Here is a 24,976-nt window from a genome sequence, read left to right on the forward strand (position 1 = left end):
GCCTCAGCCGCTCACTTTGTCGGCGCCGACGGCGGCCTTGACCGTGTCGCCGTAGGTGGCCATGGCCTGCTCGGGCGTCTGCTGGCCGGTCATCACCCCCTCCATGGCGACCTGGATGGCGTTGGAGACCCGTGGGTACTCCGGGTAGGCGGGCCGGAAGTGGGTCACCTGGACCAGGTCGGTGAAGAACTTCAGAGCCGGGTTGGACTTCAGATAGGCCGGGTCCTCGGCCACGTCCTTGCGCTCGGCGATCTGGCCGGCCGCGATGGCGTACGCCAGCGAGTTCTCCTTGTTCAGCGCCAGGCTGACGTAGTCGAAGGCGGCCTGCTTGTCCTTGGCGTGCGAGCCGACCGACAGCACCCAGCCGCCGGACATGCTGGTCGAGCCGGGCGCCTGGCCCTTCTGGGTGGGCATCGGGGCCTGGCCGAGCACCTTGGACCACTCGGGCCACGGCTTGGCGCCGGTCTCGATCCAGTTGCCGCTCTGCCACGAGCCGTTCAGGTCGATGGCGATCTTGTTGTTCGGGATCAGCTCGGCGCTCAGCCGGTTGCCGAAGTTCGGGTCGAGCGCGTCCTGCACGTCGGGGCCGAGCTTCTCGCCGTACACGGTCTTGACGAAGTTCAGGGAGTCGAGGAAGCCAGGCGTGTTGACCAGCCACTTCTTACTGGACTCGTCGTAGAGGGTGTTGTCGGTGCCGTAGAGCAGCATCTCGAAGCCCTGCATGCTCGCGGCCTCGCCGGCGCCCTTGCCCGAGAAGACGTTCATCGGGATCACACCGGGCAGCTTCTGCTTGACGGTGCGCGCCGCCGCGAGCACGTCGTCCCAGGTCTTCGGCTGCCACGGCACCGGCAGCCCAGCCTTGGCGAACAGGTCCTTGTTGTACCAGAGGGCGCGGGTGTCGGTGCCCATCGGCACCCCGTAGATCTTTCCGTCCAGGCCCTTCGCGGCCGTCTTCGAGGCGTCGGTGAACTGGCTCCAGTCGGCCCACTTGCCGAGGTAGCTGTCGAGCGGGGTGAGAAAACCGGCCTGGATGTCGGTGTTCACCAGGAAGGTGTCCTCGTAGAGGATGTCCGGCGCCGTGTTGGGGGACCGGTTCATCAGGGTGAGCTTGGTGTAGTAGTCGTTCTCGGACGCCTCGATCGGCAGCAGCTTCACGGTCCAGCCCGTGTGGGCCTGCTCGAACTCGCCCTTGACCTTGTTCATCAGGTCGTCCATCTGGATGAACGTGCCGAATTTCTGGTACGCCACGGTGAGGGTTTTCGATTCGCTGTCGCCGCCGGAATCACCCGAGCACGCCGTGGTCGCGCTCAGGGTCAGAGCCAGCAGTCCGGCCAGGAGAGTTCTGGTGCGTCGTCGCATACTCTGCTCCCTGGTTCTGAGAACGTATACATAGACACTAATCGACTTATTTTGGCGCGGTCAAGAAAGGGGAACGCGTGCGGCAACCCACCATGCGTGACGTCGCGAAGGCGGCCGGGGTCAGCCCGGCCACGGTCTCGCGGGTCGTGAACGACGAGCGTTACATCCGGCCCGAGACGCGCGCGGCCGTCGAGCGGGCCATCGCCGAGCTCGGCTTCCACCGCAACGAGATCGCCCGCACGCTGCGGCCCGGCCAGGCCACCAACACCATCGCGCTGGTCATCGAGGACCCGGGCAACCCGTTCTGGTCGGCCATCATCCGCGGCGCCGAGGAGACCGCCCGCCTGCACAATCACCTGCTGGTGGTCGGCAGCACGGGCCAGGACTACGAGCGGGAGCGCAACCTGCTGCGCGACCTCGTCCGCCGCCGCGTCGACGGCCTGCTCGTCGTGCCCACCGCCCACGACCACCACGACCTGCACCACGAGCTCACCCGCCGGGCGCCTATGGTCTTCATCGACCGCGTCCCGCCGGGCGTGCTCGCCGACTCGGTGGTCCTCGACAGCTTCGGCGGCGCCCGCGCGGCCGTCACGCACCTCGTCGCGGCGGGATATCGGCGTATCGCCTTCCTCGGCGGCGACCCGGCCGTGCACACAGGCGCGGCCCGCCAGGCCGGATATCGGCAGGCGCTCGCCGACGCCGGCCTGGCCTTCGACCCCGCGCTGGTCAGCCTGGGCAACCATACGGTCGAGGACGCCACCCGCTCGGCCACGGACCTGCTCACCGGGGCCGCGAAGGCCGACGCCGTCTTCGCCGACAACAACCGTATCTGCGTCGGCGTGCTGCACGCGGCCGCGGCCCACCACGGCGACGTCGGGGTCGCCGGCTTCGACGACGTCGAGCTGGCCGACCTGCTGCCCCAGCCGGTCGCCCTGACCACCTACGACGCGGTCGAACTGGGCCGTCAGGCGGCGGCCCTGCTGTTCGACCGCATCGGCGGCGGCACTCAGGACGTACGCCAGGTGGTCCTGCCGACCACGCTGGTCCACCGTGGGCGTACGTCCTGATCGGCGTCTCAGCTCAGCTGCGCGACCACCTCTGGTTGGCGCCGCCGTTGCAGGGCCAGATCTGTAGCAGGGTGCCGTTGGCCGTGGCCCCGCCGGTGGCGTCGAGGCACTTGCCGGAGCCGGCGCCGACGACTGTTCCGTCGGCGTTGACGGTCCACTGCTGGTTGGCGCCGCCGGTGCAGTCGAAGATGGTCACGGCGGTTCCGTCGGCGGTGCCGCCGCCGTCGACGTCCAGGCACTTGGAGCCGTACACGGTCAGCTGCCGTGACGACGTCGCCGTCCAGGCCTGGTTGGCGCCGCCGTTGCAGTCGAAGAGCTCGACCCGGGTCCGGTTGACCTGGCTGGCGAACGGCACGTCGACGCACCGTCCGGAGGCCTGGCCGCGAAGGACACTGCCGGCGGTGCCGCAGGTGGTCAGGCCGCTGGTGTACGGGCACACGACCGAGGCGAAGCCACCGCGCTCCAGCAACGCCACCGACAGGGTGGACGTGTTGGTGACGACGCGCGTCTCGCGGACCAGCGACGAGCCGGAGCCGTCCCGGACGGTCTCCAGCAGCCACTGGCCGCCGCCGAGGAAGCTCAGCGGCGCCGAGTAGGTCTTCGCGCCCAGGGCGGAGATGCCGCCCAGGTACCAGGTGCCGCCGTTGCGGCGGGCGAAGTAGGCCTCCTGGCCGGGCCGGCCGCCCAGCAGCCGGGTCTCGTCCCAGGTGGTGGGGATCTGGTTGAGGATGCGCAGGGCCTCGGGCCGGGCCTCGTAGCTCTCGGGGTTGTCGCCGAGGTGCTGCCAGCCGGACTCGAAGACGATGGCGGTCGCGAGCTCGTGGGCCGGGGTGGTGTCGCGGTTGTACGGGCTGAACACGACCGGGGTGTAGTCCATGCTGGAGATGACGTTGCGGGTGAACGGCAGGATCGTGTTCTTCGTGGCCCGCAGGTACTGCTCGGCGCCGTGCACCGATTCCGCGGTCATGACGTGCGGCCAGGTGCGCTGCATGCCGCGCGGGGTAGCGGATCCGTGGAAGTTGATCATCAGTTGCAGCTCGGCCGTCCGAGCCAGGATGGCGTCGTACCACTGCAGGGTCGGCTGGGTGAACTCGTAGATGAAGTCGACCTTCACCCCGGCCACGCCCCAGCCCTTGATGCGGGGCAGCCACGTCTCACGCTGCTCGGCGGTGCGCAGGGTGGAGGAGTTGAACCACAGGATCACCTGCACGCCCTTCGAGCGCGCGTAGGACACCACGCCCGGCACCCAGCTCTCCTGCCAGCCCTCGTCGATGAGGACGTAGCCCCAGCCGTTGCGGGCGGCGAAGTCGATGTACTGCCGTTGCCGGCTCTCGCTCGACGGGCTCGAGTGCTCGGTCAGCCAGGACCAGGCGACGGTGTCGGGTCTCGCCCAGGACGGGTTGCCCGCGCGCGAGGGCGCGGAGAGGTCGTCCACGATCGTCGACTGCGTGACCGAGCTCAGGTCTCCGACCGCGGCGGTGCGCCACGGCGTCGACAGCGGCAGGCTGGTGGTGACGGTCGAGGCCAGCGAGGTGCCGTACGTCCCGGAGCCGGCCGTGTGGGTCAGGCTGGCCGCCGCGTACCGGCCGTCGAGATCAGCCTCGGCGACCAGCGCGTAGGTGCCGCCGACGTCGAAGAGCGCCGGCACCCGGAAGGTGCCGGCCGCCGCCCCGCCCGCCGTCGTCTGGACCGGGTAACCCTGGTCCTCGCTGTGTGCGGGCAGCAGCCAGGCGGTGGACGACGTCGGCACGGCCCAGGACGACGCCTCGCGGTTGACCGTCACCGATCCGCTGCCGGGCAGCACGTAACGGTAGGCGGCGCCGGTGTTCGAGGCCCGCACGACGACGTCCAGCCGGGCTCCGCCGGCGCCGGTGAACGAGAACGTGGACTCGTTGTAGGTGGTCGACCGGTTGCGCTGCTTGCCGGTGGTCATCGTGTACGTCTCGGTGACCGCCCGGTCCGCCCGCCGGGTGAACGTGAGGCCGCGGGTCAGGTCGGCCGCGCTCGTCTGGATGCCGATCGGCGCGGGCGACAGCACGGTGCGGCCCTGATGGGACACCGAGAACGCGAGCGTGCCGTTGTCATTGAGGGTGACCTGGGCCGAGGTCGGTGAGCCGGCCGACGGGCCGCTGACCGTCCAGGTCGTGGCGGCGTGGGCGGCGGTCGGGGTGGCCACCAGCAGGGTCGCCGGCAACAGGAGCGCCGGCAGTGCGTTTCTCAGGCGCATGGGGATGCCTTTCGGTTGGGGACGGGAACCTTGGGGAGGGGGCTGGCGGCAGCCGGGTGGGGGACGGGGGGCCCCGGCCGCCGCCAGAGTCAGCGGCCCGCTCCGGCGCGGCGCTTCGACCAGACGTCGAAGGCGACCGCGGCGAGCAGGACGGCGCCCTTGACCAGCATCAGCGTCTCGCTCTGGGCGCCGATCAGGGACATGCCGTTGTTGATGACGCCCATGATCAGACCGCCGGTGATGGCGCCGACCACCTTGCCGACGCCGCCCTGCACGGCCGCGCCGCCGATGAAGGCGGCCGCGATGGCGTCGAGCTCGAAGTTGGCGCCGGCCGTCGGATTGGCCTGGTTGAGGCGGCCGGCGAAGATGACGCCGGCCAGCGCGGCCAGCACGCCCATGTTCACGAAGATCCAGAAAACGACCGACTTGACCTTCACTCCGGACAGGGTGGCGGCCTGGAGGTTGCCGCCGACGGCGTAGATCTGGCGGCCGAAGACCGCCCGGTTGGTCACCAGCGAGTAGCCCAGCACCAGGGCGGCGAGCAGGATGAGCACCCACGGCAGGTTCCGGAACCGGGCGAGCTGTACGACCACGGCGATGACCAGGGCCGACGCGACGGCGATGCGGGCGATGAACAGCGGCAGCGGGTCGACCGCCTGGCCGTACTGGAGCCGGGCCGAGCGGCGGCGCCACTGGGTGACGACGATGCCGGCGACGGCGGCCACGCCGATGAGGAGGCTGAACAGGTCGGCCCCGCCAAGCGCGCCCAGGCCGATGTTGCCCAGATAGCCCTCGGTGAAGCCGTTGGACAGCGTGCGGACCTCGTCCGGGAACGGGCCGATGCCGCGGTTGCCCAGGATCATCAGGGTGACCGCGCGGAACAGCAGCATGCCGGCCAGGGTGACGATGAAGGCCGGGATGCCGAAGTACGCGACCCAGTATCCCTGCCAGGCGCCGATGGCGCCGCCGACCACGAGAGTGATCAGCAGGGCGAGCGGCCACGCCACGTCGTGCTCGACCATGAGGACGGCGGCGATGGCGCCGCAGGCCGCGACGACCGAGCCGGCCGACAGGTCGATGTGCCCGGCGATGATGATCAGGATCATGCCGATGGCCAGGATCAGGATGTACGAGTTCTGGACGATGATGTTGCTGATGTTCTGCGGGGCCAGCAGGTCGCCGCCGGTGAGGATCGTGAACAGCACGACGATCGCCGCGAACGCGATGTAGATGCCGCTCTGGCGCAGGTTGCCTCTGCCTGCGGGAACGGGCGGCGGCGTGCCGACCGCCGGGCCGGCGATGGTGGGTGCGACGGACATCGCGGTCACTCCGTTGTTCTGGTCATGAGCGTCATCAGGTTTTCCTGGGTGGCTTCGGCGCGGGACAGCTCACCGGTGATCCGCCCGGCCGCGAGGGTGTAGATGCGGTCGCAGAGCCCGAGGAGCTCGGGCAGCTCGGAGGAGATGACCAGCACGGCCTTCCCCTCGTCGGCGAGCCGGTTGATGATCGTGTAAATCTCGTACTTGGCGCCGACGTCGATGCCGCGGGTGGGCTCGTCGAGGATCAGCACGTCCGGATCGGTGAAGATCCATTTGGACAGGACGACCTTCTGCTGGTTGCCGCCGGACAGCTTGCCGGTCACGCTGAGCACGCTGGGGGCCTTGATGTTCATGCTCGTGCGGAACTCGCCGGCGACCTGGAACTCCCTGTTCTCGTCGACCCAGCCGTTCTTGGCGAGCTTGCCCAGGGCGGCCGCGGAGATGTTGCGCTTGATGTCCTCGATCAGGTTCAGGCCGTAGCGCTTGCGGTCCTCCGTCGCGTAGGCGATGCCGTTGCGGATGGCGTCGCGGACCGTACGAAGGTGGATCTCCTTGCCGTCCTTGACGATCCGGCCCGAGATGGCGGTGCCGTAGGAGCGGCCGAAGACGCTCATGGCCAGTTCGGTGCGGCCGGCGCCCATCAGCCCGGCCAGGCCGACGATCTCGCCCCTGCGCAACGACAGGTTGGCGTCCTTGACCAGGACGCGCCCGTGCTGGGTGGGGCTGTGCACCGTCCAGTCCTCGACCCGCAGCACCTCCTCGCCGATGGTCGGCTCGTGCGGCGGATAGCGGTGGTCGAGGTCGCGCCCGACCATGCCCGAGATGATCCGGTCCTCGGTGACGTCGCCGTCCGCCCGGTCCATGGTGACGATGGTCCGGCCGTCACGCAGGATCGTGACCCGGTCGGCGATCGCCATGACCTCGTTGAGCTTGTGCGAGATGATCACGCAGGTGATCCCCTCGTCGCGCAGGCCGCGCAGCAGGCCGAGCAGGTGGGCCGAGTCCTCGTCGTTGAGCGCGGCGGTGGGCTCGTCGAGGATCAGCAGCCGCACCTTCTTGGACAGCGCCTTGGCGATCTCGACGAGCTGCTGCTTGCCCACGCCCAGCTCGATGATCGGGGTGACCGGGTTCTCGTTGAGGCCGACCTGGCCCAGCAGCTCGGCGGCCGCGTGGTTGGTCCGGTTCCAGTCGATCAGGCCGCGCTGGGCCTGTTCGTTGCCGAGGAAGATGTTCTCGGCGATCGACAGCTGCGGCACCAGCGCCAGCTCCTGATGGATGATCACGATGCCGAGATGCTCGCTGTCGCGGATGCCCGAGAAGCGGCACGGCTCGCCGTCGAAGGTGATCTCGCCGTCGTAGGAGCCGTGCGGATAGACGCCGGAGAGCACCTTCATCAGGGTGGACTTGCCGGCGCCGTTCTCCCCGCAGATCGCCAGGATCTCGCCGCGGCGTACCGAGAGGTTGACGTCCTGGAGTGCCTTGACCCCGGGAAATGTCTTGGTGATGTCCCGCATCCGCAGGATGGTGTCGCTCATGCCCATCTCCCAGGGTCGGCACGGATCACTTCAGGTCGGCCTCGGTGTAGTAACCCGAGTCGACGAGCTCCTTCTTGTAGTTGCCCTTGTAGACGATCACCGACTCGAGCAGCTGGGCCGGGACGACCTTGACGCCGTTGTTGTAGTCCGTGGTGTTGTTCGTGGCCGGCGTCTGTCCCTTGAGGATCGCGTCGGCCATCGTGACGGTCGTCTTCGCCAGCTCACGGGTGTCCTTGTAGATCGTCGCGAACTGCTCGTCCGCGATGATCGATTTGACCGAGGCCACCTCGGCGTCCTGGCCGGTGACGATCGGGTACGGCTGGCCGGCCGTGCCGTAGCCGTTGCTCTTGAGCGCCGAGAGGATGCCGATGGAGAGGCCGTCGTACGGCGAGAGGACGCCGTCGACCTTGGCGCCGCTCTTGTACGTCGAGGTGAGCAGGTTCTCCATGCGGTCCTGGGCGACCTTCGGCTGCCAGCGCAGGATGGCGGCCTTCTCGAACTGGGTCTGTCCGCTCTTGACCGTCAGGGTCTTGTCGTCCAGGTAGGGCTTGAGGACAGACATCGCGCCGTTGAAGAAGAAGGTGGCGTTGTTGTCGTCCGGGGAGCCGGCGAACAGCTCGATGTTGAACGGGCCCTTGGCGTCGCCCTTGGAGCCGTCCTCCTTGAGCAGCTTCAGGCCGACCAGCAGCGAGGTGGCCTGTTGGACACCGACCTTGAAGTTGTCGAAGGTGGCGTAGTAGTCGACGTTCGGGCTGTCGCGGATCAGCCGGTCGTAGGCGATCACCGGGATGTTGGCGGCCTTGGCGTTCTCCAGCTGGGTGGTGATGGCCGTGCCGTCGATCGACGCGACGATCAGCAGCTTGGCGCCCTTGGTGATCTGGTTGTCCAGCTGCTGCGTCTGGGTCGGGATGTCGTCGTTGGCGTACTGAAGATCGACCTTGTAACCGAGGGCCTCGAGCTGCTCCTTGACGTTGTCACCGTCGCCGATCCATCGCTCCGAGGACCGGGTCGGCATCGTGACGCCGATCAGGGCGCCCTTCGTATCTCCCGCGGCGGCCTGCTGGTCCGCGGTCTTCTCACTCGACCCGCATGCGGCCAGGGCCACCGTCAGCGTCATGACCGAAGCCATGGACGCGAGCCGGACAAATCTCATCGGTTCTCCTGAATTCTGGGGGATCTGAGAGAACATCCTTCATCAATCTCAACCACAAGTAAACATCAATGGACAGAAAATTACCGACATGTTTCCGAGGGTAAAACGAGAGAAATTCCAGCTCAGGGCACGGATTGTCACGTGCTCGGACGCCCGCGGCGCCGTTCGTTCTGACCGCAAAACATCAAGAACGAACATCAGGCCGGGGGTACGCCCACGGCATGTCACAGTGTCACCGCACAAGCGCCCGCAAGACTACGGAGCGCCTACCAAGCCCGCCGCCGGAACTTTGTTCCGGGGAACAAAGTCGCGGGCACTAACCTCGGGCGATGACGAACGTGAGCTCAGCGACCTGGTCCGCCCGTCGTGTGATGCCGGAGCTCACCACGCTGGACGACCCGACCCGCCGTAAGGTGCGGTTGGCCGTCGACCGGCTCCGCGAGGTCCAGAACTCCTTCGGCCACCGGTTCCTGGCCATCGCCCGCGAGCGGATACCGGACTACCAGGTGCTCACCGACGCGGAGATCCGCGACAACGCGCAGAAGTTCATGGACACGCTCGTCGCCGAGCTCACGGCCATGCGGGTGCCCGACGCCGCGCTTCGCGACCTGCTGATCGCGTACGCCACCGATCGCATGGCCCGGGGCATCTCGCCCGAAGTGCTGGCCCTCGGTTACCAGTTGGGTTCCCGTGCGATGCTCGCCCAGTTCGACGAGGTGGGCGCCCACGTCGGACTGCCCGCGGAGTTGATGCTCGCGGTTCACGACAGCACCTGGGAGTTCGCCAATGAGGCGTCCGGGGTGTTCCTGCGCATCCAGCGCGATCTGGCGATCGAGAAGGCTCACTTCGACGCCGAAAGGCGGTCGGTCTTCGCGGGCGAGGTGCTCGGCGGCACGCTGCCCGCCCAGCAGATCCTGCATGACGCCCACCTTTTCGGCCTCGACCCGCGGGCACGCCATGTTCCTCTCGCCGCCCGCGCCGCCTCGCCCGGCGACGCGGAAGCGGTGCGCCAGGCCATCGCCTCGGCCCTGCGCCTGCCGGCCGGCCACATTCTGGTCGCCGACATGGGAGCCGGCCTGGGCTTCATCGCGCCGAAGCTGCCGGAGCGCCTGACCGGGCACCTGGTCGCCGCCGGCCCGGCGGCACCGCTCGACCAGCTCCACGCCGGCTACACCGAGGCCGTGCTGGCGCTCGACACCGCGCAGCGGTTCGGGCAGTCGGGCCTGGTGCGGCTGGCCGGTCTCGGCCCCCGGCCGCTCGTCCTGTCGGTGCCGGCCGTCGCTGACGGCCTGTCCGTGAGGCACCTGCACGCCCTCGACAGCGCCGGGCGGGCCAACGTGGACATCGAGGAGACCACGCGGGTCTACCTCGAGTGCGACCAGGACGTCCGCGAGGTGGCCCAGCGCCTGTCCATCCACCAGAACACGGTGCGCTATCGGGTCCAGCGCTTCACCGAGCTCACCGAGCTCGACCTGAGACGCACCGAGGACCTGGTGACGGCGTGGTGGCTGCTGAATCGCCGGCGGTAGGGAAGCGCGGGGCCCCTCAGGTCGCGGATTCGATGCTGTCGATGGTCTGGCGGCTCCATGCCTGGATGGCCGCGGCCTGGTCGGAGGAAAGTGCCTCGAAGAAGTAGCGACGAATGTTGGATCCGTGGCCGACGAGGGCGTTCCGGGCCGCGCTGCGGCCTTTCGCGGTCAGGCGGATGCCGGCGCGGCGGCCGTTGGACTCGTGGTCGGTCCGGTCGACCAGCTCGCGGTTCTCCATCCGGGTCAGCTGATGGGCGACGCGGCTCTTCTCCCAGCCGAGTGACTCGGCCAGCTCGCCGACCCGCATTTCCTCACCATGGGTCTCGTGCAGGGTCACCAGCACGCTGAACTCCGCCTTGGAGATGCCGAAGTCCCGTTGCAGATCCCGGTCGAGTTCGCGCTGCAGCAGGCGTTGTGCCTGCATCCAGGTGTGCCACAGCTCCCACTGCTCCGGTGTCAGGGGTTCGGCCATGAGGAGATCGTACCGACAGCCAGAGTTGACGTGACAACTTCGCGAGCTAGAGTTGTCACGTCAACTCATGGGAGGTCCTGGCATGGAACGAACAGTTGTGATCATCGGCGGAGGCTACGCGGGGTCTCTGGTGGCCAAGGAGCTCGACGCCGGCGCGAACGTCGTCCTCATCGACCCGCGGGAGGGCTTCGTCAACGCGGCCGCCTCGCTGCGGGCGCTGACCCGCCCGGACTGGGCGCCCAACGCGTTCTTCCCGTACGGCGCCCTGCTCGAGCGAGGGTCGGTCATTCGTGATCGGGCGGTCTCAGTGGATCCCCGAGGCGTGACACTCGCATCCGGCGAGCGGATCCGAGCCGACTATCTGGTTCTGGCCACCGGTTCCGAGTACTCGTATCCGGCCAAGCCCCACCCGGGCGCGACCGGGATAGCCCAGCAGCTCGACGACCTCCGCGCGACGAACAAGGAACTGTCCGGCGCCGCCCGCGTGCTGATCCTCGGCGCGGGCCCGGTCGGGCTGGAACTGTCCGGCGAGATCAAGGACGTCTGGCCGGACAAGCATGTGATCGTCGTCGACCGGGCCGCTGAGCTGCTGGCCGGATTCCTGCCCGAGGTGCGTGAAAGCCTGCACCGGCAGCTGAACGAACGTGGCATCGATCTGCGGCTCGGCACCGGCTTGACCGCGCTGCCGCCGGTCCCGGCCGGCAGGACTGCCCGTTTCACGGTCACCACCGACAGGGGTGAGGAGATCGTCGCCGACATCTGGTTCCGCGCGTTCGGCCTGCGATTCAACACCGGCTTTCTGGCCGACGGGCGCCTCACCACGCTGACCGGCCAGGGAACGATCCCGGTGGACGACCATCTGAACGTCCGGGGCTACGACCACGTCTACGCGGTCGGTGACGTGGCTGAGCTCCCCGATCCGAAAATGGCCTCCTACGCCATGGAGCACGCCGTCATCGTGGCCGCGAACATCAAAGCCCAACTCGCCGGCGAGAGGCCCGAAGTCCTCCACGCCCCGGCGTCCGGCCGCCGGATTCTGCTGCCTCTCGGTCCCGGCGCCGGCGTCGGTCAGCTCCCGGCCGCGGACGGCCCCGCCGCGGCCGGCGTGGAGACGGTCCACGACCGTAAAGGCGACGACCTGTTCACCGCGCGATTCGCCGCCCGATTCAACCGCCCATGACCTCAGGGCAGGAGCACGAGTTTGCCGTGCGGGTTGCCGGAGAGGCTGAGGTGCTGTTCGACGGCGGCCATCCCGCTGTTCGTCGCCGGCCGTCCCGTCGCCGAGCGGTGCGCCCAACTCATCGCCGCCTCACCCGCGCTCCACGAACGGGCCCAGGCCAAATCGGCAAGGCTGACCGAAGCGCTGATCCAGGCCCTCCAGCAACGCCACATCACCGAACCCGTCGCCCGGCTCGCCGCGGGTGTGGGCGCCGCCGTCTTCGAACACGCGCACCGGGCATGGGACGGCGCCACGGCCGCCGGCCTCGAGGCACTCATCACACAGGCCACCGACGAACTGCGCACCTTGACCGGTGCGCCCGGCACTGGTGGCTGACGAACATGTTCGCTACGATCGTGTTATGAGTCCGCGCCGCGTTCCCGTCAGCCGCCGTGACCGTCCGGCCAAGTCGCCCTTGAGCCGGGAGGTTCTGGTGACGGCCGCGCTGCATGTCATGCGGCAGGAGGGTCTGGAGCGGCTGACGATGCGCCGGCTGGCGGCCGAGGTCGACACCGGGCCGGCTTCGCTGTACGTCTACGTGCGGAACACGGCCGAGCTGCACGGGGCGATCCTCGACGAGCTCGTCGCCGGACTGGAGCCGCCCGGTGCGGGGGAGTGGCGCGAGCAGCTCATCGGCCTGCTGTCCGCGTACACGGATCTGCTGTTCGCCTATCCCAGCCTGGCGCGATCGGTTCTCATGCTGCGGCCGTCCGGGCCACACTATCTGCGGCTGCTCGACACCACGCTCGGGTTGCTGCTGGCCGGCGGTCTGCCGGCGCGGCAGGCCGCCTGGGGTGTCGACATCCTGCTCCAGCAGGCCACCGCCATGGCGGCCGAGCAGGGCAGCCGCGACGAGTCGGCCGACGCGGACGGCGAGGAGCGGGATCTGGCCGTCGCGGTGGCCGAGGCGACGCCGGGCACCTATCCGCATCTGGTCGCCGTGCGCGACGAGATCTTCTCGGGAACCGGTGAACAGCGCCGGCGGTGGGCGTTCGAGACGCTCATCGACGGGCTGGGCTGACCAAGGCGTCGATCAGGCGCCGTTTCGTTCGACCATCGCGAACATGTTCGTCGCGAACACGTTATCACGGGAGGCATCATGAACATCACCATCGTCGGAGCCGGCCTGGGCGGTCTGACCCTGGCCCGGGTCCTGCACATCCACGGTATCGCCGCGACCATCTACGAGCTGGACGAATCACCCGCCGCCCGCACGCAGGGCGGCATGCTCGACATCCACGACTACAACGGCCAGATCGCGCTGCGCGACGCCGGGCTGTTCGAGCAGTTCCAGGCGATCATCCACGAGGGCGGGCAGGCCATGCGCATCCTCGACAAGCACAACGCCGTACGGATGGAAGAGCCGGACGAGCAGAGCGCCGGCGACCGGCCCGAGGTCGACCGCGGGCAGCTACGGCAGATCCTGCTCGACTCGCTGCCGGCCGGAACGATCAAGTGGGGCAGGAAGGTCACCGGCGCCAAGCCGCTGGGCGACGGCCGGCACGAGCTCAGCTTCGCCGACGGCGAGACGGTCACCGCCGACATTCTGATCGGCGCGGACGGCGCGTGGTCGCGGATCCGGCCGCTGGTGTCGGAGGCCGTGCCGGCGTACACGGGAATCTCGTTCGTCGAGGTCGACCACCTCGATGCCGACAGCAAGCACCCCGTGCCGGCCTCGGTGGTCGGCACCGGCATGTTGTTCGCCCTCGCGCCCGGCAAGGGTTTCCTGGCGCACAAGGAGACCGACGGCAGCCTGCACATCTACATCGCGCTGAAGAAGTCGAAGGAGTGGCTCGACGGCATCGACTGGGCCGACAGCGACAAGGGCAAGGCGGTGCTGCTCGAAGAGTTCGCCGACTGGGCGCCGGAGATCAAGACCCTGATCACCGAGGCGGACAGCGCGCTGATCCCGCGCACCATCAACGCGCTGCCGATCGGGCACCGCTGGGACCGGATTCCGGGGGTGACCCTGCTGGGCGACGCCGCGCACGTGATGTCACCGTTCGCCGGTGAGGGCGCCAACCTGGCCATGTACGACGGCTCGGAGCTCGGCAAGGCGATCGCGGCGAACCCGGGCGACATCGAGAAGGCCCTGGCGGCCTATGAGCAGGAGCTGTTCTCGCGCAGCGAAGGCGTGGCCCAGGAGTCGGCCGACAGCCTCGAGGTCATCTTCGACGACAAGGCGCCGCAGTCGCTGGTCGACATGTTCGCGTCGTTCGGCGTCTGACATGACGTCCTCGATACTGACGGTGGGCGAGACCGGCCACGGCGACCCGATCCTGCTGCTGCACGGCGCGGCCGGTCCGGACAGCATGAACTCCCTGATCGATCACCTCGCCGGCGCGCACCGGGTGATCGCCCCGACCCATCCCGGGTGGGACGGCACCGAGCGCCCCGGCGATCTGGCGAGCGTTGCCGGCCTGGCCGGTCTCTATCTGGACCTGCTCGCCCAGCGGGACCTGACCGGGGTCACGGTGGCCGGTGTGTCGTTCGGCGGCTGGGTCGCCGCGGAGATGGCCGTGACCGATCGCGGCCGGCGCCTCGGCCGGCTGCTGATCATCGACGCGGTCGGCCCGCGGATCGAAGGGCATCCGCCGGCGATGCCCAGCGGGCCGCCGCCCTCGGCGCCGGGCGCGCCACGGCCGGGACCGCCGCCGGGCGACATGGCCGCGTTCCGCGCCTACACCACCGGCGGGCTGGAAGACCCGGCCCTGCTAGGCCGCTTCGCGGGCCTGGGTATCCCGGCCCAGCTGATCTGGGGCGAGAACGACACGGTCGTCACGCCGGAGTTCGGCCGGCTCTACGCCGGCGCGATCCCCGGCGCCCGGTTCACGGTGATCCCCGGCGGTGGGCATCTGCCGATGCGGGAGGCGCCCGAGGCCACGTTCGCCGCCATCGACGACTTTCTCACCGCCCTGTGACCCTGCGCGTACCTGTTGCCTAGGCGGGGACGCCGGCCACCAGCGCCAAGCGCATCCTGGTGTCGTCGTCGCTGCCCGGGGCCGCGGTCAGGATCACGATCTTCAGGTCGTCGTCGCCGTCTCTCATGACGTCGCAGTCGACGGCGATCGGGCCGACCGCCGGATGCGCGACGATCTTGTGGTCCTCGCGGTGAGCGCCGACCACCCCGGCCCGCCACAGCTGCGCGAAGCGCTCGTTGCCCGCCGTCAGGTCCTTGATGAGGCGGGCCAGCCCGCGGTCACCGGGAAAGCGGCCGGTGGCGCGGCGCAGGTCGGCCACGACGGCAGCCTCCACCGCGTCCCCGGCGTCCGAGGTCACCGGCCATTGCGCCAGCCGGGGCTTGTGGTCGTCGACCGGAAAGGTGTCCCGGGCGAAGTTGCGCGACGCCGGCGGCGCCGACGACGGATCGCCGAGCAGCGCCGCCCAGCCGTAGTTCCACCAGATGAGCTGCCAGTCGGCGGCGAACACCCCGACGGCGGCGTCGCCGAGCCGGGCCAGCACCCGGTTCATGCCCGGCGGGATGTGGTGCGAGATCTGCCCGTGCGCCGGTGGCTCCAGGTGGGCCAGCCGGTATAGGTGGTCGCGCTCGGCGCCGGTCAGCTGAAGAGCACGGGCCAGCGCCGCGACCACCTGCGCGGACGGGGTGGCGACGCGCCCCTGCTCCAGACGGACCACGTAGTCGACCGAGATGCCGGCCAGCGCGGCGAGTTCCTCCCGGCGGAGCCCGTTCGCCCGCCGTGTCCCACCCTGGGGCAACCCCACGGCGGCCGGGGTCAGCCGGTCGCGCCAGGCTCGCAACGTCGCCCCGAGCCCCGCTTCGTCCGTGGTCATGAACCCATTGTTCCGCGCGGGCCGGGGGCGAGGGTGGTAAAGGTTTTCCTACGCAGTGCTCGCGTGGAGGATGCCGCCGACGCGGCGGGGGATGGCGTCGTAGTCGTCGCGGAGTTCGGGTGGCAGCAGGTCGGCCGGGGCGTTCTGCCAGGCGACCGGGCGCAGGAAGCGGCGGATCGCTGTCGCGCCCACGGACGTGTGCTGGGAGTTCGTGGCGGGCCAGGGGCCGCCGTGGTGCTGGGCCCACGATACGGCGACGCCGGTGGGATAGCCGTCGTACAGGATCCGGCCCGCGCGGGGCAGCAGCCGCCGGGTCACCTCGGCCGGCAGGGCGGTCTCGCCGGGGCCGCGATGGATGGTCGCGGTCAGCGAGGACGGCAGCGTGTCCAGGGCGGCGAACAGGTCGGCCTCGTCGCTGTAGCGGGCGATCGTCGCGACCGGGCCGAAGCACTCCTCCAGGGCCGACGGTGGCAGGCCGGCCGCCCGGGCGAGGCGCAGCAGCGCGGTGCCCCGGGGCCGGGCGGTGGCTTTCTCGTACGCCGCGGCGATGCCGTCGTTGAGCATGACTCCCGCCGGCGTTGCGGCGACCGCCTTGTCGAGGGCCGCGACCAGGGTGTCGCCGCCGAGGCCGTCGGGGATGAACGCCAATCCTGGTTTGGTGCAGAACTGCCCTACTCCGAGGGTGAACGAGGCGGCCAGGCCGGCCGCGATCTCCGCGGGGTGGTCGGCGGCCGCGGCGGGGGTGACCACTACCGGGTTGAGGCTGCTGAGCTCGCCGAAGAACGGGATCGGGTCGGGCCGGCGGTCGATGACGGCCAGCAGGGCCCGGGCGGCGGCCGTGGAGCCGGTGAACCCGGCGGCCCGGATGGCCGGGTGGGCGACGAGGTCGGCGCCGGCCTGCTGGCCGTAGACGATGCCGAGGGTTCCGTCGGGGGCGCCGGCGCGGCGGGCGGCGGCGGACAGCACGTCGAAGCAGCGCCGGGAGGTGGCCGGGTGGGAGCCGTGGGCCTTGAGGACGACGGGACAGCCGGCGGCGAGCGCGGAGGCGGTGTCGCCGCCGGGCACCGAGAACGCCAGGGGGAAGTTGCTGGCGCCGAAGACGGCGACCGGGCCGAGGGGGACGAGCATGCGGCGCAGGTCGGGGCGGGGGCCCATCGGGGTGTCGCCGGCGTGGTCGACCGTGGCTTCCAGGTAGCCGCCGTCGCGGAGCACCGAGGCGAAAAGCCTGAGCTGGTACGTGCTGCGGGTGAGTTCGCCGTTGAGGCGGGTGGCGCCGAGGGCGGTCTCGCGGTCGGCGACCTCCACGATCGGCGCCCGGTCCTCCTCGAGGGCGTCGGCGAGGGTGTCGAGCAGCGCGGCGCGGCCGTCACGGCCGAGGGCGTCGAGGGGGCCGGCGGCGGCGAGCGCGGCGTGGGCGAGGGCGTCGACCTGCGCCGGGGTGCTTGCCGTGGCGACGGTTTCGACAGCGGCGCCGGTACGGGGGTCGATGCTGGCGATGACGGTCATCGGGTGGTCTCCCGGATGTCGGTGCGGTCGACGGTCCACTCGCGGGCCTGCGCGCTCAGGGTGACGCCGAGGCCGGGGCGTCCGGAGAGGTGGAGACGGCCGTCGCGGATGTCGAGGCGTTCGTTGAACAGCGGATGCAGCCAGTCGAAGTGCTCGACCCAGGGTTCGTGCGGATACGCGGCGGCCAGGTGGATGTGGATCTCCATGGCGAAGTGCGGGGCCAGGGTGAGGTGGCGCTGCTCGGCCTGGGCGGCCAGGCGCTGGAACTGGGTGATGCCGCCGATGCGGGGCGCGTCGGGCTGGATGACGTCGACCGCGTCGAGCAGCGCCGTGTGTTCGGCGACGCTGGTGAGCATCTCGCCGGAGGCGATGGGGGTGTCGAGCGATCGCGCCAGGGCGCGGTGGCCTTCGACGTCGTACGCGTCGAGGGGTTCCTCGATCCAGACGAGCCCGAACTCTTCGAGGGCCCGTCCCACCCGCGTGGCGGTCGGCCGGTCCCACTGCTGGTTGGCGTCGACCATGAGGGGGACATCGTCGCCGAGGTGCTCGCGGACCGCGCGGACGCGGGCCAGGTCGACGGCGGGGGAGGGGTGACCGACCTTGATTTTGATGCCGTCGATGCCGGCGGCGCGGGCGGCCGTGGCGTTCTCGAGCACCCGGTCGATGGGCTCGTGCAGGAAGCCGCCCGAGGTGTCGTAGCAGCGCACCGAATCGCGGTAGGCGCCCAGCAGTTTGGCCAGGGGCAGCCCGGCGCGTTTGGCCTTGAGGTCCCACAGCGCGACGTCGATGGCGGCGATGGCCTGGGTGGCGGCGCCGCTGCGGCCGACCGACGCGCCGGCCCAGACGAGCTTGGTCCAGAGCCGGCCGATGTCGCTGGGATCCTCGCCGAGCAGCCCGGCCGCGACCTCGCTCGCGTGCGCGTACTGGGCGCGCCCGCCGGCCCGTTTGCTGTAACCGAAGCCGAGCCCTTCGAGGCCGTCGGCGGTGCCGATCTCGGCGAACAGGAACGCCACCTCGGTCATCGGCTTCTGCCGGCCGGTGAGCACCTTGGCGTCGCTGATCGGGGTCGTCAGCGGCAGCGTCACCGACGACAGCGTGAGGCGCGTGATCCGGTCGCTCATGACCGCACCAGACAAGGCCGTTTAGGATCGAACTGCCAGCCGGGGGACAGGTACTGCATCGCGGCGGCGTCGTCGCGCGCGCCGAGCCCGTACTCGAGGTAGACCTCGTGCGCCGTCTGCAGGGCGTCCCGATCAAGCGTGACGCCGAGGCCGGGCCGATCCGGTACGGCGATCCTCCCGTCGGCGATGCGCAGAGGCGAGCGGGTGAGCCGCTGCCCGTCCTGCCAGATCCAGTGGGTGTCCAGGGCGGTGATCTCGCCCGGGGCGGCCGCGCCGACCTGGGTGAGGATGGCCAGCGAGATGTCGAAGTGGTTGTTGGAGTGCGATCCCCAGGTCAGCCCGAAATCGTGGCAGAGCTGGGCCACGCGCACCGCGCCGCGCATGGTCCAGAAATGGGGATCGGCGAGCGGAATGTCGACGGCGTCCATCCGTACGGCATGAGCCAGCTGCCGCCAATCGGTGGCGATCATGTTGGTCGCCGTGCGGAGGCCGGTCGCCCGGCGGAACTCGGCCATCGCCTCACGGCCGGACAGGTCGCCTTCGGCGCCGACGGGGTCTTCGGCGTACGCCAGCACGTCGCTCAGCCCCGCGCAGAGCGCGACGGCCTCGCTCAGCCCCCACCCGCCGTTGGGGTCGATGGTGATGCGGGCCCGCGGGAAGCGGGCGGCGAGCGCGCGGACCGCCTCGATCTCCTCCTCGGCTCGGAACACGCCACCCTTGAGTTTGAAGTCGGCGAAGCCGTAGCGGGCCTGGGCGGCGACCGCGAGGTCCACGATGGACGACGGGGTGAGGGCCGGCTCGCGGCGCAGCTTCTCCCAGTCGTCGGCCGGTTGCGGCTCGGTGACGTAGGGCAGGTCGGTGCGGGTGCGGTCGCCGACGTAGAAGAGATAGCCGAGCACCGGCACCTCCGTTCGCTGCTGCCCCTCGCCCAGAAGCTCGGCCACCGGCACGCCCAGATGCTGTCCGTTCAGGTCGAGCAACGCGCTCTCCAGGGCGGTCATCGCGTGCACGGCCACCCGGAGGTCGTACGTCTGCGGTCCTCGGCCTTTGCTGTCGAGACCGGCGAAGCGGGAGCCGATCTCGCGCAGGAGCGTGGCGTAGCGGGCGATCGGCTGCCCGATCAGGGACTCGCCGGCGGCCTCGATGGTGGCCCGGATCGGCTCGCCGCCCGGCACCTCGCCGAGGCCCTCGCGACCGGTGCTGTCGGTGACGACCACGACGTTGCGGGTGAAGAACGGGCCGTGCGCGCCGCTGAGGTTGAGCAGCATGCTGTCGTGCCCGGCGACCGGGACCACCTCGACCCGGGCGACCGCCGGGGTGCTCACGAGCGGACCTTGTCGATGAGGGCGGCCAGGTCGGCCCGGTCGGCCGGGGTCAGATCGGTCAGCGGAGGCCGGACCCGGCCTCCGTCGCGGCCGATCGCGGTCAGCCCGGCCTTGATGATGGAGACGGCGTAGCCGCGGGCGCGGTCACGGATGTCGAGGTACGGGATGACGAAGTCGTTGAGCAGTTGGTAGACCGTGGCGCGGTCCTGGGCCCGTACGGCCGAGAAGAACCTCAAGGCGTACTCGGGAAGGAAGTTGTAAAGGGCCGACGAGTACGTGCTGACGCCGAGCTGGAGCAGCGGCAGGGCGAAGGTCTCGGCGGTCGGCAGGCCGCCGATGTAGATGAGCCGGTCGCCGAGCTTGGCGTAGGTGCGGGTCATCCGCTCGATGTCGCCGACGCCGTCCTTGAGGCCGATCAGGTTGGGGTTACGCTCGGCCAGTTCGGCCACGGTGACGTCGTCGAGCACGGCGTTGGCCCGGCTGTAGACGATGACGCCGAGCTCCGTCGCCCGGCACACGGCGGTGACATGCGCGATCAGGCCGGCCTGGGTGGCCTCGGTCAGGTAGGGCGGCAGGAGCAGCAACCCGGCCGCTCCGGCCCGCTGGGCGGCCTCGGCCTGCGCGATGGCCTGCGCGGTGTTGCCGGTCGCGGGGGCGACCACCGGCAGCCGGTCACCGACCTCACCCACCGCCGCCCGGACGACGGCGTCGATCTCGGCCGAGGTCAGCGAGAAACCCTCGCCGGTGCCGCCGGCCGCGAACAGGCCGGCCACGCCGAAGCCCGCCTGCCACGCGAGGTGCTCGCGGTAGCGGGATTCGTCGAAGGCGAGGTCGTCGTCGAAGTGCGTCACGGGGAAGGACAGGAGTCCGGTGGGAAGACGAGCGGCGAGCTCAGCGGGTGATGTCGGCGTCACCCCGGTTACGGTATGGACTGACGATGATGCGTGTCCAAGAGCGTTTCCGCATCGTCTGATACCTTGCGAGCATCAATCACCGTGAGTGCCTTGGTCAGCGCCGGATTCTGTGACTGCCGCGGCCACAACAGGTGCAGCTCCACCGGTTGCGGCACCGGGGTGGCCAGGGGAACGAAATCGACCTGCGGGATGCCGGCGAGCGTGGCCGAGGCGGGCACGAAGGCGACCCCGCGCCCGGCCGAGACCAGCCACAGCATGGTCATGATCTGGCTGACGCTGTGCACGACGCGTTCCTGGGCCAGGGGCACCATGCCGACCACCAGGTCGTAGAAGTAGCGGGCCTTCTGCTGCGAATGGAAGATCAGCGGCTCGCCGGCCAGATCGTCCGGCCCGGCCGGGCGGCCGAGAGCGGTCAGCCGATGGCCGGCCGGCACTGCCAGCAGCAACGCCTCGCGGTGCAGCAGCCGCGAGTCGAACAGATCGGCGTCGAACGGCGGCCGGGCCAGCCCGAGGTCGAGGTCCTCGGCGGCCAGTGCCGCGGTCTGCTCACGGGTGACCATCTCGAACAGCTCGATGCGCACCTCGGGAAGCTCGCGTTCGAACTCGTCGAGCAGCCGGCCGAGAATGCCGAAAGTGGACGCCGCCGTGAAGCCGAGGCGGATCAGCCCCCGGGTGCCGGAGGAGACCCGCTGGGCCAGGTCGGGCGCCGCCTCGGCGATGGCGAGAATGCGGCGGGCCTCGCGCAGGAACGCCTCGCCGGCCGGGGTGAGCGCGACCCGGCGGTTGTCGCGGTCCAGAAGGTGCACGCCGACGGCCGCCTCCAGCTTCTGGATCTGGCGGCTCAGCGGCGGCTGGGTGATGCGCAGCCGGGCGGCCGCCCGCCCGAAGTGCAGCTCTTCCGCGACGGCCACCAACCCGCGGAGCTGCTCCAGCGTGTAAGCCATGCAAGAAAGGTATCAATCAATGCAATAAGGGAGTTGGACAGGCATAAATTCGCGGTCATACGCTCGTGACCCGCCTCACATACCGGAGACAGTCCATGCGTAGCAGGTTCTTAGGCGCCTCTGTAGCAACCGTCCTCGCGCTGAGCGCCTGTGGCGGCAACCTCGATAGCAACGACTCCGAAGCCGCCTCCCAATATCCTGAGCGGACCGTCGACCTGCTCGTCGGGCAGGACGCCGGTGGCAGCACCGACCTCATCGCCCGCGCCCTGGCCGACCCGGCCGCGGCCGACCTCAAGCAGTCGATCACCGTGCTGAACAAGCCCGGCGCCAACGGGGCGGTCGCCGCCAAGGAACTGGCCGGCGCCAAGAACGACGGCTACACGGTCATGCTCTTCGTCGGCTCCCTCGCCTACATCACGCCGCTGGCCGTCCCCGAGAACGAGGCCGTGGACATCAACGACTACGAGGTCGTGACCGGGGTCTCGCAGGACGACTACGTGCTCGTGGCCAACCCGAAGACCGGCTTCACCACGGTCGAGTCGATCGTGGACGCCAAGCGGCCGATCAAGTACGCCACCACCGGCGTCGGCACCGGCAGCCAGCTCAGCCAGGAGCTGCTCTTCGCACAGGCCGGCATCCAGGCCACCGCGGTTCCGTTCAACGGCGGGTCGCCCGCGCTGACCGCCGTCCTCGGCGGGCAGGTCGACGTGGCCAGCGTGCAGCTCGGCGAGGCACAGGCCCAGATCAAGGCCGGGAAGATCACGCCGGTCGTCACCTTCGCCGAGAAGCGGCCCACCTATCTGCCGGACACCCCGACCGCGAAGGAGGCCGGCTACGACGCGCTGGTGCAGCAGTCCCGCGCCGTCGTCGCCCCCAAGGGCACCCCGAAGGAGGTCCTCGACCGGCTGCGCGCGGCGTTCCAGAAGTCGTTCGCCGACCAGAAGTACAAGGACTTCAACACCGGGCGCATGCTCACCCCGAACGAGGTCGACGGCGCCACCCTGCTCCAGCAGTGGAACGAGGCGCTGACGACGTACAAGGGGCTTGTGGAGAAGTACAAGATCGACTTGAGTGGCAAGTCGTGAACGAGCCCATCGAGGAATCTGACCGCCCGCCGGCCGCGGGAGCGGTGACCAATCTCGTCATCGCTCTGGTCGTTGTGATCCTCGGTGGCGCGACCCTGATCGGATCGCTCGACCTGGGCGTGGGGACTCTCTCCGCGCCCGGGCCGGGCACCTGGCCGGCCATCGTCAGTGCTGTGCTCATCGTGCTCGGGGCGGTCCTGGCCGCACGGGCACGGCGCACGGACGACGCCGAGCGATTCACCCGCTCCGGACTTCTGGTGCTGGCCGCGGTGGCGAGCATGGTCGCCTTCGTCGCGCTCGTCGAGGTGATCGGCTTCGAGATTCCGGCAGCGCTGCTGGCCTTCGTCTGGCTGCGGTTCCTCGGGCGGGAGTCGTGGCGTATGTCCGTCGTCGTGAGCCTTGCCGTCACCCTCGTTCTTTACTTGATCTTCGTCGGCGCGCTCTCCGTCACCATCCCCCACCTCTTCTAGGGAGAACCGTTGTCCGCGGTACTCGACGGCTTCGCCGTCGTGGTGGAGCCGAAAAACCTGCTCTACTGCCTCATCGGCGTCATCATCGGCATGCTGATCGGCGTGCTGCCCGGCCTCGGCCCCGCCGCCACCATCGCCATCCTGCTGCCGGTCACCTTCGGCCTCGAACCGGTCACCTCGATCATCATGCTGGCCGGCATCTTCTACGGCGCCCAGTACGGCGGCACGATCACCTCGGTGCTCCTGCGCCTGCCGGGAGAGGCCTCCTCGGTCGTCACCGTCTTCGACGGCCACGCGCTCGCCAAACAGGGCCGTGCCGGCACCGCGCTCGGCATCGCCGCGATCGGCTCGTTCGTCGGCGGCACGCTGTCCATCATCGCCCTGACCTTCGTGGCCCCGCTGGTCGCCGGTTTCGCCCTCGACTTCGGCCCGCCCGAGTACGCGGCGCTGGCCCTGCTCGGCATCCTGCTGGTCGCCACCGTCTCCAACGGCAGCCGTCTCAAGGCGTTCATCGCGGCGGCCATCGGCCTGCTGCTGGCGACCGTCGGCCGGGACGACTTCATCAGCGCCGAACGGTTCACCTTCGGCAGCCTCTCGCTGGCCGACGGCCTCGACTTCGTCCCCATCGCCATGGGCCTGTTCGGCCTCGGCGAGATCCTCTACAACCTCGAGGAACGTCACCGGGCGGCGCAGGCGCCGGCCGTGGTCGCCAATGTGTGGCCCAGCCGCTCCGACCTACGTCAGTCGAGCGGCGCGATCGGCCGCGGCGGCGTGATCGGCTTTGTGCTGGGCATCCTGCCCGGCGGCGGCGCGGTCCTGTCCTCGCTCGCCGCGTACGCGGTGGAGAAGCGCCGGTCGAAACACCCCGAACGTTTCGGCCACGGCGCGATCGAGGGCGTCGCCGCACCCGAGACCGCGAACAACGCGGCCGCCACGTCGTCGTTCATTCCGCTGCTGTCACTGGGCATCCCGGCCAACGCGACGATGGCCGTCATCTTCGGCGCGCTGCTCATCCAGGGCATCACCCCGGGCCCGCAACTGGTCACCGAACACCCCGACCTGTTCTGGGGCGTCGTCAACTCCATGTACATCGGCAACGTCCTGCTGCTGATCATGAGCCTGCCGCTGGTCGGCCTGTTCGTCCGCATCCTGCGCGTCCGCCCGGCCGTCCTGGCCCCGATCACCGCGCTGATCACCCTGATCGGCGCCTACACGGTCCGCAACGACGTCTTCGACATCGCCCTGGTCATCTTCTTCGGCGTGCTCGGCTACCTGATGAAGAAGGCCGGCTTCGACCCCGGCCCCATGGTGCTGGCCTTCGTGCTCGGCTCGCTGCTGGAGAGCTCGCTGCGCCGCTCCCTGTTGATGTTCGACGGCAACCCGGGCGGCTTCTTCACCCGCCCCATCTCCGGCGTCCTGCTCGCCGCCTTCCTCCTGGTGATCCTGCTGCCGGCCGCCCGGGCGGCCCTGCGCCGCCGCCGCGCCAACGACCGTCTCAAGGAGCCGGTATGACGATCCTCGTCGGATATCTGCCCACACCCGAGGGCGACGCCGCCTTCGCCGCCGCGCTGGAGGAAGCCCTCCGCCGCGAAGAACCCGTCGTCCTGATCAATTCGCCCCGCGACGGCGCCCTGGTCAGCGCCGAGGTGGCACCACCCGACCGGATCACCGGGCTGGCCGCACGGGCCGAGGAGGCCGGCGTGGCCCTCGACGTCGTGCAGGCGCCCCACAACGGCGACCTGGCCGATCACCTGCTGAGCACCGCCGACCGGATCGGCGCCTCACTGATCGTCATCGGCCTGCGCCGCCGGTCGGCGGTCGGCAAGCTCCTGCTGGGCAGCAACGCGCAGCGCATCCTGCTCGAGGCGGAACGCCCGGTCCTGGCCGTGAAGCCGCCCGAAGCTTGACCCTGTTCGAGGAACACGGTGTCTCCTGAGCG

23 protein-coding genes are annotated in these 24,976 nt (G+C 69.9%); 11 read left to right on the plus strand and 12 right to left on the minus strand.

Annotated elements, in window-relative coordinates:
• Positions 1-3: 3 nt before the first annotated feature.
• Positions 4-1,359: an extracellular solute-binding protein gene (locus ACFY36_RS00310; RefSeq protein WP_499743685.1), complete on the minus strand. Its 1,356-nt coding sequence runs from the start codon at positions 1,357-1,359 to the stop codon at positions 4-6.
• 77 nt (positions 1,360-1,436) lie between these two features.
• Between ACFY36_RS00310 and ACFY36_RS00315 the strand changes: the two genes are divergently transcribed.
• Positions 1,437-2,426 (plus strand): LacI family DNA-binding transcriptional regulator, encoded by a 990-nt coding sequence (locus ACFY36_RS00315; protein WP_499743686.1) that lies wholly within the window; start codon positions 1,437-1,439, stop codon positions 2,424-2,426.
• A gap of 13 nt (positions 2,427-2,439) precedes the next feature.
• On the opposite strand, the gene ACFY36_RS00320 is transcribed toward ACFY36_RS00315, so the two are convergent.
• From ACFY36_RS00320 to chvE, 4 genes are all read right to left on the minus strand, one after another.
• Positions 2,440-4,653 (minus strand): glycoside hydrolase family 97 N-terminal domain-containing protein, encoded by a 2,214-nt coding sequence (locus ACFY36_RS00320; RefSeq protein ID WP_499743687.1) that lies wholly within the window; start codon positions 4,651-4,653, stop codon positions 2,440-2,442.
• A gap of 89 nt (positions 4,654-4,742) precedes the next feature.
• Positions 4,743-5,972, minus strand: coding sequence for a multiple monosaccharide ABC transporter permease (gene mmsB / locus ACFY36_RS00325; RefSeq protein WP_499743688.1), 1,230 nt, complete (start codon positions 5,970-5,972; stop codon positions 4,743-4,745).
• A 5-nt stretch (positions 5,973-5,977) separates the two neighbouring features.
• Positions 5,978-7,507: a multiple monosaccharide ABC transporter ATP-binding protein gene (mmsA, locus tag ACFY36_RS00330; RefSeq protein ID WP_499743689.1), complete on the minus strand. Its 1,530-nt coding sequence runs from the start codon at positions 7,505-7,507 to the stop codon at positions 5,978-5,980.
• Between the two features lie 25 nt (positions 7,508-7,532).
• Entirely contained in the window at positions 7,533-8,660 is a 1,128-nt protein-coding gene (chvE, locus tag ACFY36_RS00335) for a multiple monosaccharide ABC transporter substrate-binding protein (RefSeq protein WP_499743690.1), read from the minus strand.
• Positions 8,661-8,989: 329 nt separating this feature from the next.
• Between chvE and ACFY36_RS00340 the strand changes: the two genes are divergently transcribed.
• The gene (locus ACFY36_RS00340) at positions 8,990-10,189 is read left to right on the plus strand and encodes a PucR family transcriptional regulator (RefSeq protein WP_499743691.1); all 1,200 of its coding nucleotides are present in this window, start codon (positions 8,990-8,992) and stop codon (positions 10,187-10,189) included.
• Between the two features lie 16 nt (positions 10,190-10,205).
• Here ACFY36_RS00340 and ACFY36_RS00345 read toward each other — a convergent pair whose 3' ends face one another.
• Positions 10,206-10,661, minus strand: a complete 456-nt coding sequence (locus ACFY36_RS00345) for a MarR family winged helix-turn-helix transcriptional regulator (RefSeq protein WP_499743692.1) — start codon at positions 10,659-10,661, stop codon at positions 10,206-10,208.
• Between the two features lie 82 nt (positions 10,662-10,743).
• Between ACFY36_RS00345 and ACFY36_RS00350 the strand changes: the two genes are divergently transcribed.
• From ACFY36_RS00350 to ACFY36_RS00370, 5 genes are all read left to right on the plus strand, one after another.
• Positions 10,744-11,841, plus strand: coding sequence for an NAD(P)/FAD-dependent oxidoreductase (locus tag ACFY36_RS00350; RefSeq protein ID WP_499743693.1), 1,098 nt, complete (start codon positions 10,744-10,746; stop codon positions 11,839-11,841).
• A gap of 33 nt (positions 11,842-11,874) precedes the next feature.
• Complete coding sequence (locus ACFY36_RS00355) at positions 11,875-12,216, plus strand: hypothetical protein (protein WP_499743694.1); 342 nt, start codon at positions 11,875-11,877, stop codon at positions 12,214-12,216.
• A 25-nt stretch (positions 12,217-12,241) separates the two neighbouring features.
• Positions 12,242-12,901: a TetR/AcrR family transcriptional regulator gene (locus ACFY36_RS00360; protein WP_499743695.1), complete on the plus strand. Its 660-nt coding sequence runs from the start codon at positions 12,242-12,244 to the stop codon at positions 12,899-12,901.
• A gap of 78 nt (positions 12,902-12,979) precedes the next feature.
• Positions 12,980-14,107, plus strand: a complete 1,128-nt coding sequence (locus tag ACFY36_RS00365; RefSeq protein WP_499743696.1) for an FAD-dependent oxidoreductase — start codon at positions 12,980-12,982, stop codon at positions 14,105-14,107.
• A 1-nt stretch (position 14,108) separates the two neighbouring features.
• Positions 14,109-14,801 carry an alpha/beta fold hydrolase gene (locus ACFY36_RS00370; RefSeq protein ID WP_499743697.1) on the plus strand — a complete coding sequence of 231 codons (693 nt, stop codon included), beginning with the start codon at positions 14,109-14,111 and terminating at the stop codon, positions 14,799-14,801.
• 19 nt (positions 14,802-14,820) lie between these two features.
• On the opposite strand, the gene ACFY36_RS00375 is transcribed toward ACFY36_RS00370, so the two are convergent.
• The 6 genes from ACFY36_RS00375 to ACFY36_RS00400 are packed head-to-tail and all read right to left on the minus strand — an operon-like array spanning position 14,821 to position 21,482.
• Positions 14,821-15,672: a helix-turn-helix domain-containing protein gene (locus tag ACFY36_RS00375; RefSeq protein WP_499743698.1), complete on the minus strand. Its 852-nt coding sequence runs from the start codon at positions 15,670-15,672 to the stop codon at positions 14,821-14,823.
• A 48-nt stretch (positions 15,673-15,720) separates the two neighbouring features.
• Positions 15,721-17,178: an aldehyde dehydrogenase (NADP(+)) gene (locus ACFY36_RS00380; RefSeq protein ID WP_499743699.1), complete on the minus strand. Its 1,458-nt coding sequence runs from the start codon at positions 17,176-17,178 to the stop codon at positions 15,721-15,723.
• Complete coding sequence (locus ACFY36_RS00385) at positions 17,175-18,299, minus strand: L-talarate/galactarate dehydratase (protein ID WP_499743700.1); 1,125 nt, start codon at positions 18,297-18,299, stop codon at positions 17,175-17,177. Before ACFY36_RS00385 ends, ACFY36_RS00380 begins: the two co-directional genes overlap by 4 nt.
• Complete coding sequence (locus ACFY36_RS00390; protein ID WP_499743701.1) at positions 18,296-19,624, minus strand: enolase C-terminal domain-like protein; 1,329 nt, start codon at positions 19,622-19,624, stop codon at positions 18,296-18,298. The genes ACFY36_RS00385 and ACFY36_RS00390 overlap by 4 nt, the downstream gene beginning before the upstream one ends.
• A complete protein-coding gene (gene kdgD / locus ACFY36_RS00395) occupies positions 19,621-20,538 on the minus strand; it encodes a 5-dehydro-4-deoxyglucarate dehydratase (protein ID WP_499743702.1) in 918 nt (305 codons plus the stop codon). Before kdgD ends, ACFY36_RS00390 begins: the two co-directional genes overlap by 4 nt.
• Before the next feature lie 5 nt (positions 20,539-20,543).
• On the minus strand, positions 20,544-21,482 hold the full coding sequence (locus ACFY36_RS00400; RefSeq protein WP_499743703.1) for a LysR family transcriptional regulator: 939 nt from the start codon (positions 21,480-21,482) through the stop codon (positions 20,544-20,546).
• Positions 21,483-21,577: 95 nt separating this feature from the next.
• On the opposite strand from ACFY36_RS00400, the gene ACFY36_RS00405 reads away from it, so the two are divergent.
• From ACFY36_RS00405 to ACFY36_RS00420, 4 genes are read left to right on the plus strand one after another with little or no spacing between them, the layout of a single operon-like run.
• Positions 21,578-22,567, plus strand: a complete 990-nt coding sequence (locus tag ACFY36_RS00405; protein ID WP_499743704.1) for a tripartite tricarboxylate transporter substrate binding protein — start codon at positions 21,578-21,580, stop codon at positions 22,565-22,567.
• Positions 22,564-23,037: a tripartite tricarboxylate transporter TctB family protein gene (locus ACFY36_RS00410; RefSeq protein WP_499743705.1), complete on the plus strand. Its 474-nt coding sequence runs from the start codon at positions 22,564-22,566 to the stop codon at positions 23,035-23,037. Before ACFY36_RS00405 ends, ACFY36_RS00410 begins: the two co-directional genes overlap by 4 nt.
• Before the next feature lie 9 nt (positions 23,038-23,046).
• Complete coding sequence (locus ACFY36_RS00415) at positions 23,047-24,549, plus strand: tripartite tricarboxylate transporter permease (protein WP_499743706.1); 1,503 nt, start codon at positions 23,047-23,049, stop codon at positions 24,547-24,549.
• On the plus strand, positions 24,546-24,944 hold the full coding sequence (locus ACFY36_RS00420) for a universal stress protein (RefSeq protein ID WP_499743707.1): 399 nt from the start codon (positions 24,546-24,548) through the stop codon (positions 24,942-24,944). The genes ACFY36_RS00415 and ACFY36_RS00420 overlap by 4 nt, the downstream gene beginning before the upstream one ends.
• Positions 24,945-24,976 lie beyond the last annotated feature (32 nt).

Source organism: Actinoplanes sp. NPDC000266 (genome assembly GCF_042899005.1).
Lineage (GTDB): Bacteria > Actinomycetota > Actinomycetes > Mycobacteriales > Micromonosporaceae > Actinoplanes.

Coding starts and splice junctions, on each gene's coding strand:
- mmsB (WP_499743688.1), bottom strand. CDS start 5,972: ATGTCCGTCGCACCCACCATCGCCGGCCCGGCGGTCGGCACGCCGCCG.
- ACFY36_RS00400 (WP_499743703.1), bottom strand. CDS start 21,482: ATGGCTTACACGCTGGAGCAGCTCCGCGGGTTGGTGGCCGTCGCGGAA.
- ACFY36_RS00360 (WP_499743695.1), top strand. CDS start 12,242: ATGAGTCCGCGCCGCGTTCCCGTCAGCCGCCGTGACCGTCCGGCCAAG.
- ACFY36_RS00320 (WP_499743687.1), bottom strand. CDS start 4,653: ATGCGCCTGAGAAACGCACTGCCGGCGCTCCTGTTGCCGGCGACCCTG.
- ACFY36_RS00385 (WP_499743700.1), bottom strand. CDS start 18,299: ATGAGCGACCGGATCACGCGCCTCACGCTGTCGTCGGTGACGCTGCCG.
- ACFY36_RS00370 (WP_499743697.1), top strand. CDS start 14,109: ATGACGTCCTCGATACTGACGGTGGGCGAGACCGGCCACGGCGACCCG.
- ACFY36_RS00375 (WP_499743698.1), bottom strand. CDS start 15,672: ATGACCACGGACGAAGCGGGGCTCGGGGCGACGTTGCGAGCCTGGCGC.
- ACFY36_RS00345 (WP_499743692.1), bottom strand. CDS start 10,661: ATGGCCGAACCCCTGACACCGGAGCAGTGGGAGCTGTGGCACACCTGG.
- ACFY36_RS00420 (WP_499743707.1), top strand. CDS start 24,546: ATGACGATCCTCGTCGGATATCTGCCCACACCCGAGGGCGACGCCGCC.
- ACFY36_RS00340 (WP_499743691.1), top strand. CDS start 8,990: ATGACGAACGTGAGCTCAGCGACCTGGTCCGCCCGTCGTGTGATGCCG.
- chvE (WP_499743690.1), bottom strand. CDS start 8,660: ATGAGATTTGTCCGGCTCGCGTCCATGGCTTCGGTCATGACGCTGACG.
- ACFY36_RS00380 (WP_499743699.1), bottom strand. CDS start 17,178: ATGACCGTCATCGCCAGCATCGACCCCCGTACCGGCGCCGCTGTCGAA.
- mmsA (WP_499743689.1), bottom strand. CDS start 7,507: ATGAGCGACACCATCCTGCGGATGCGGGACATCACCAAGACATTTCCC.
- ACFY36_RS00310 (WP_499743685.1), bottom strand. CDS start 1,359: ATGCGACGACGCACCAGAACTCTCCTGGCCGGACTGCTGGCTCTGACC.
- ACFY36_RS00405 (WP_499743704.1), top strand. CDS start 21,578: ATGCGTAGCAGGTTCTTAGGCGCCTCTGTAGCAACCGTCCTCGCGCTG.
- ACFY36_RS00365 (WP_499743696.1), top strand. CDS start 12,980: ATGAACATCACCATCGTCGGAGCCGGCCTGGGCGGTCTGACCCTGGCC.
- ACFY36_RS00350 (WP_499743693.1), top strand. CDS start 10,744: ATGGAACGAACAGTTGTGATCATCGGCGGAGGCTACGCGGGGTCTCTG.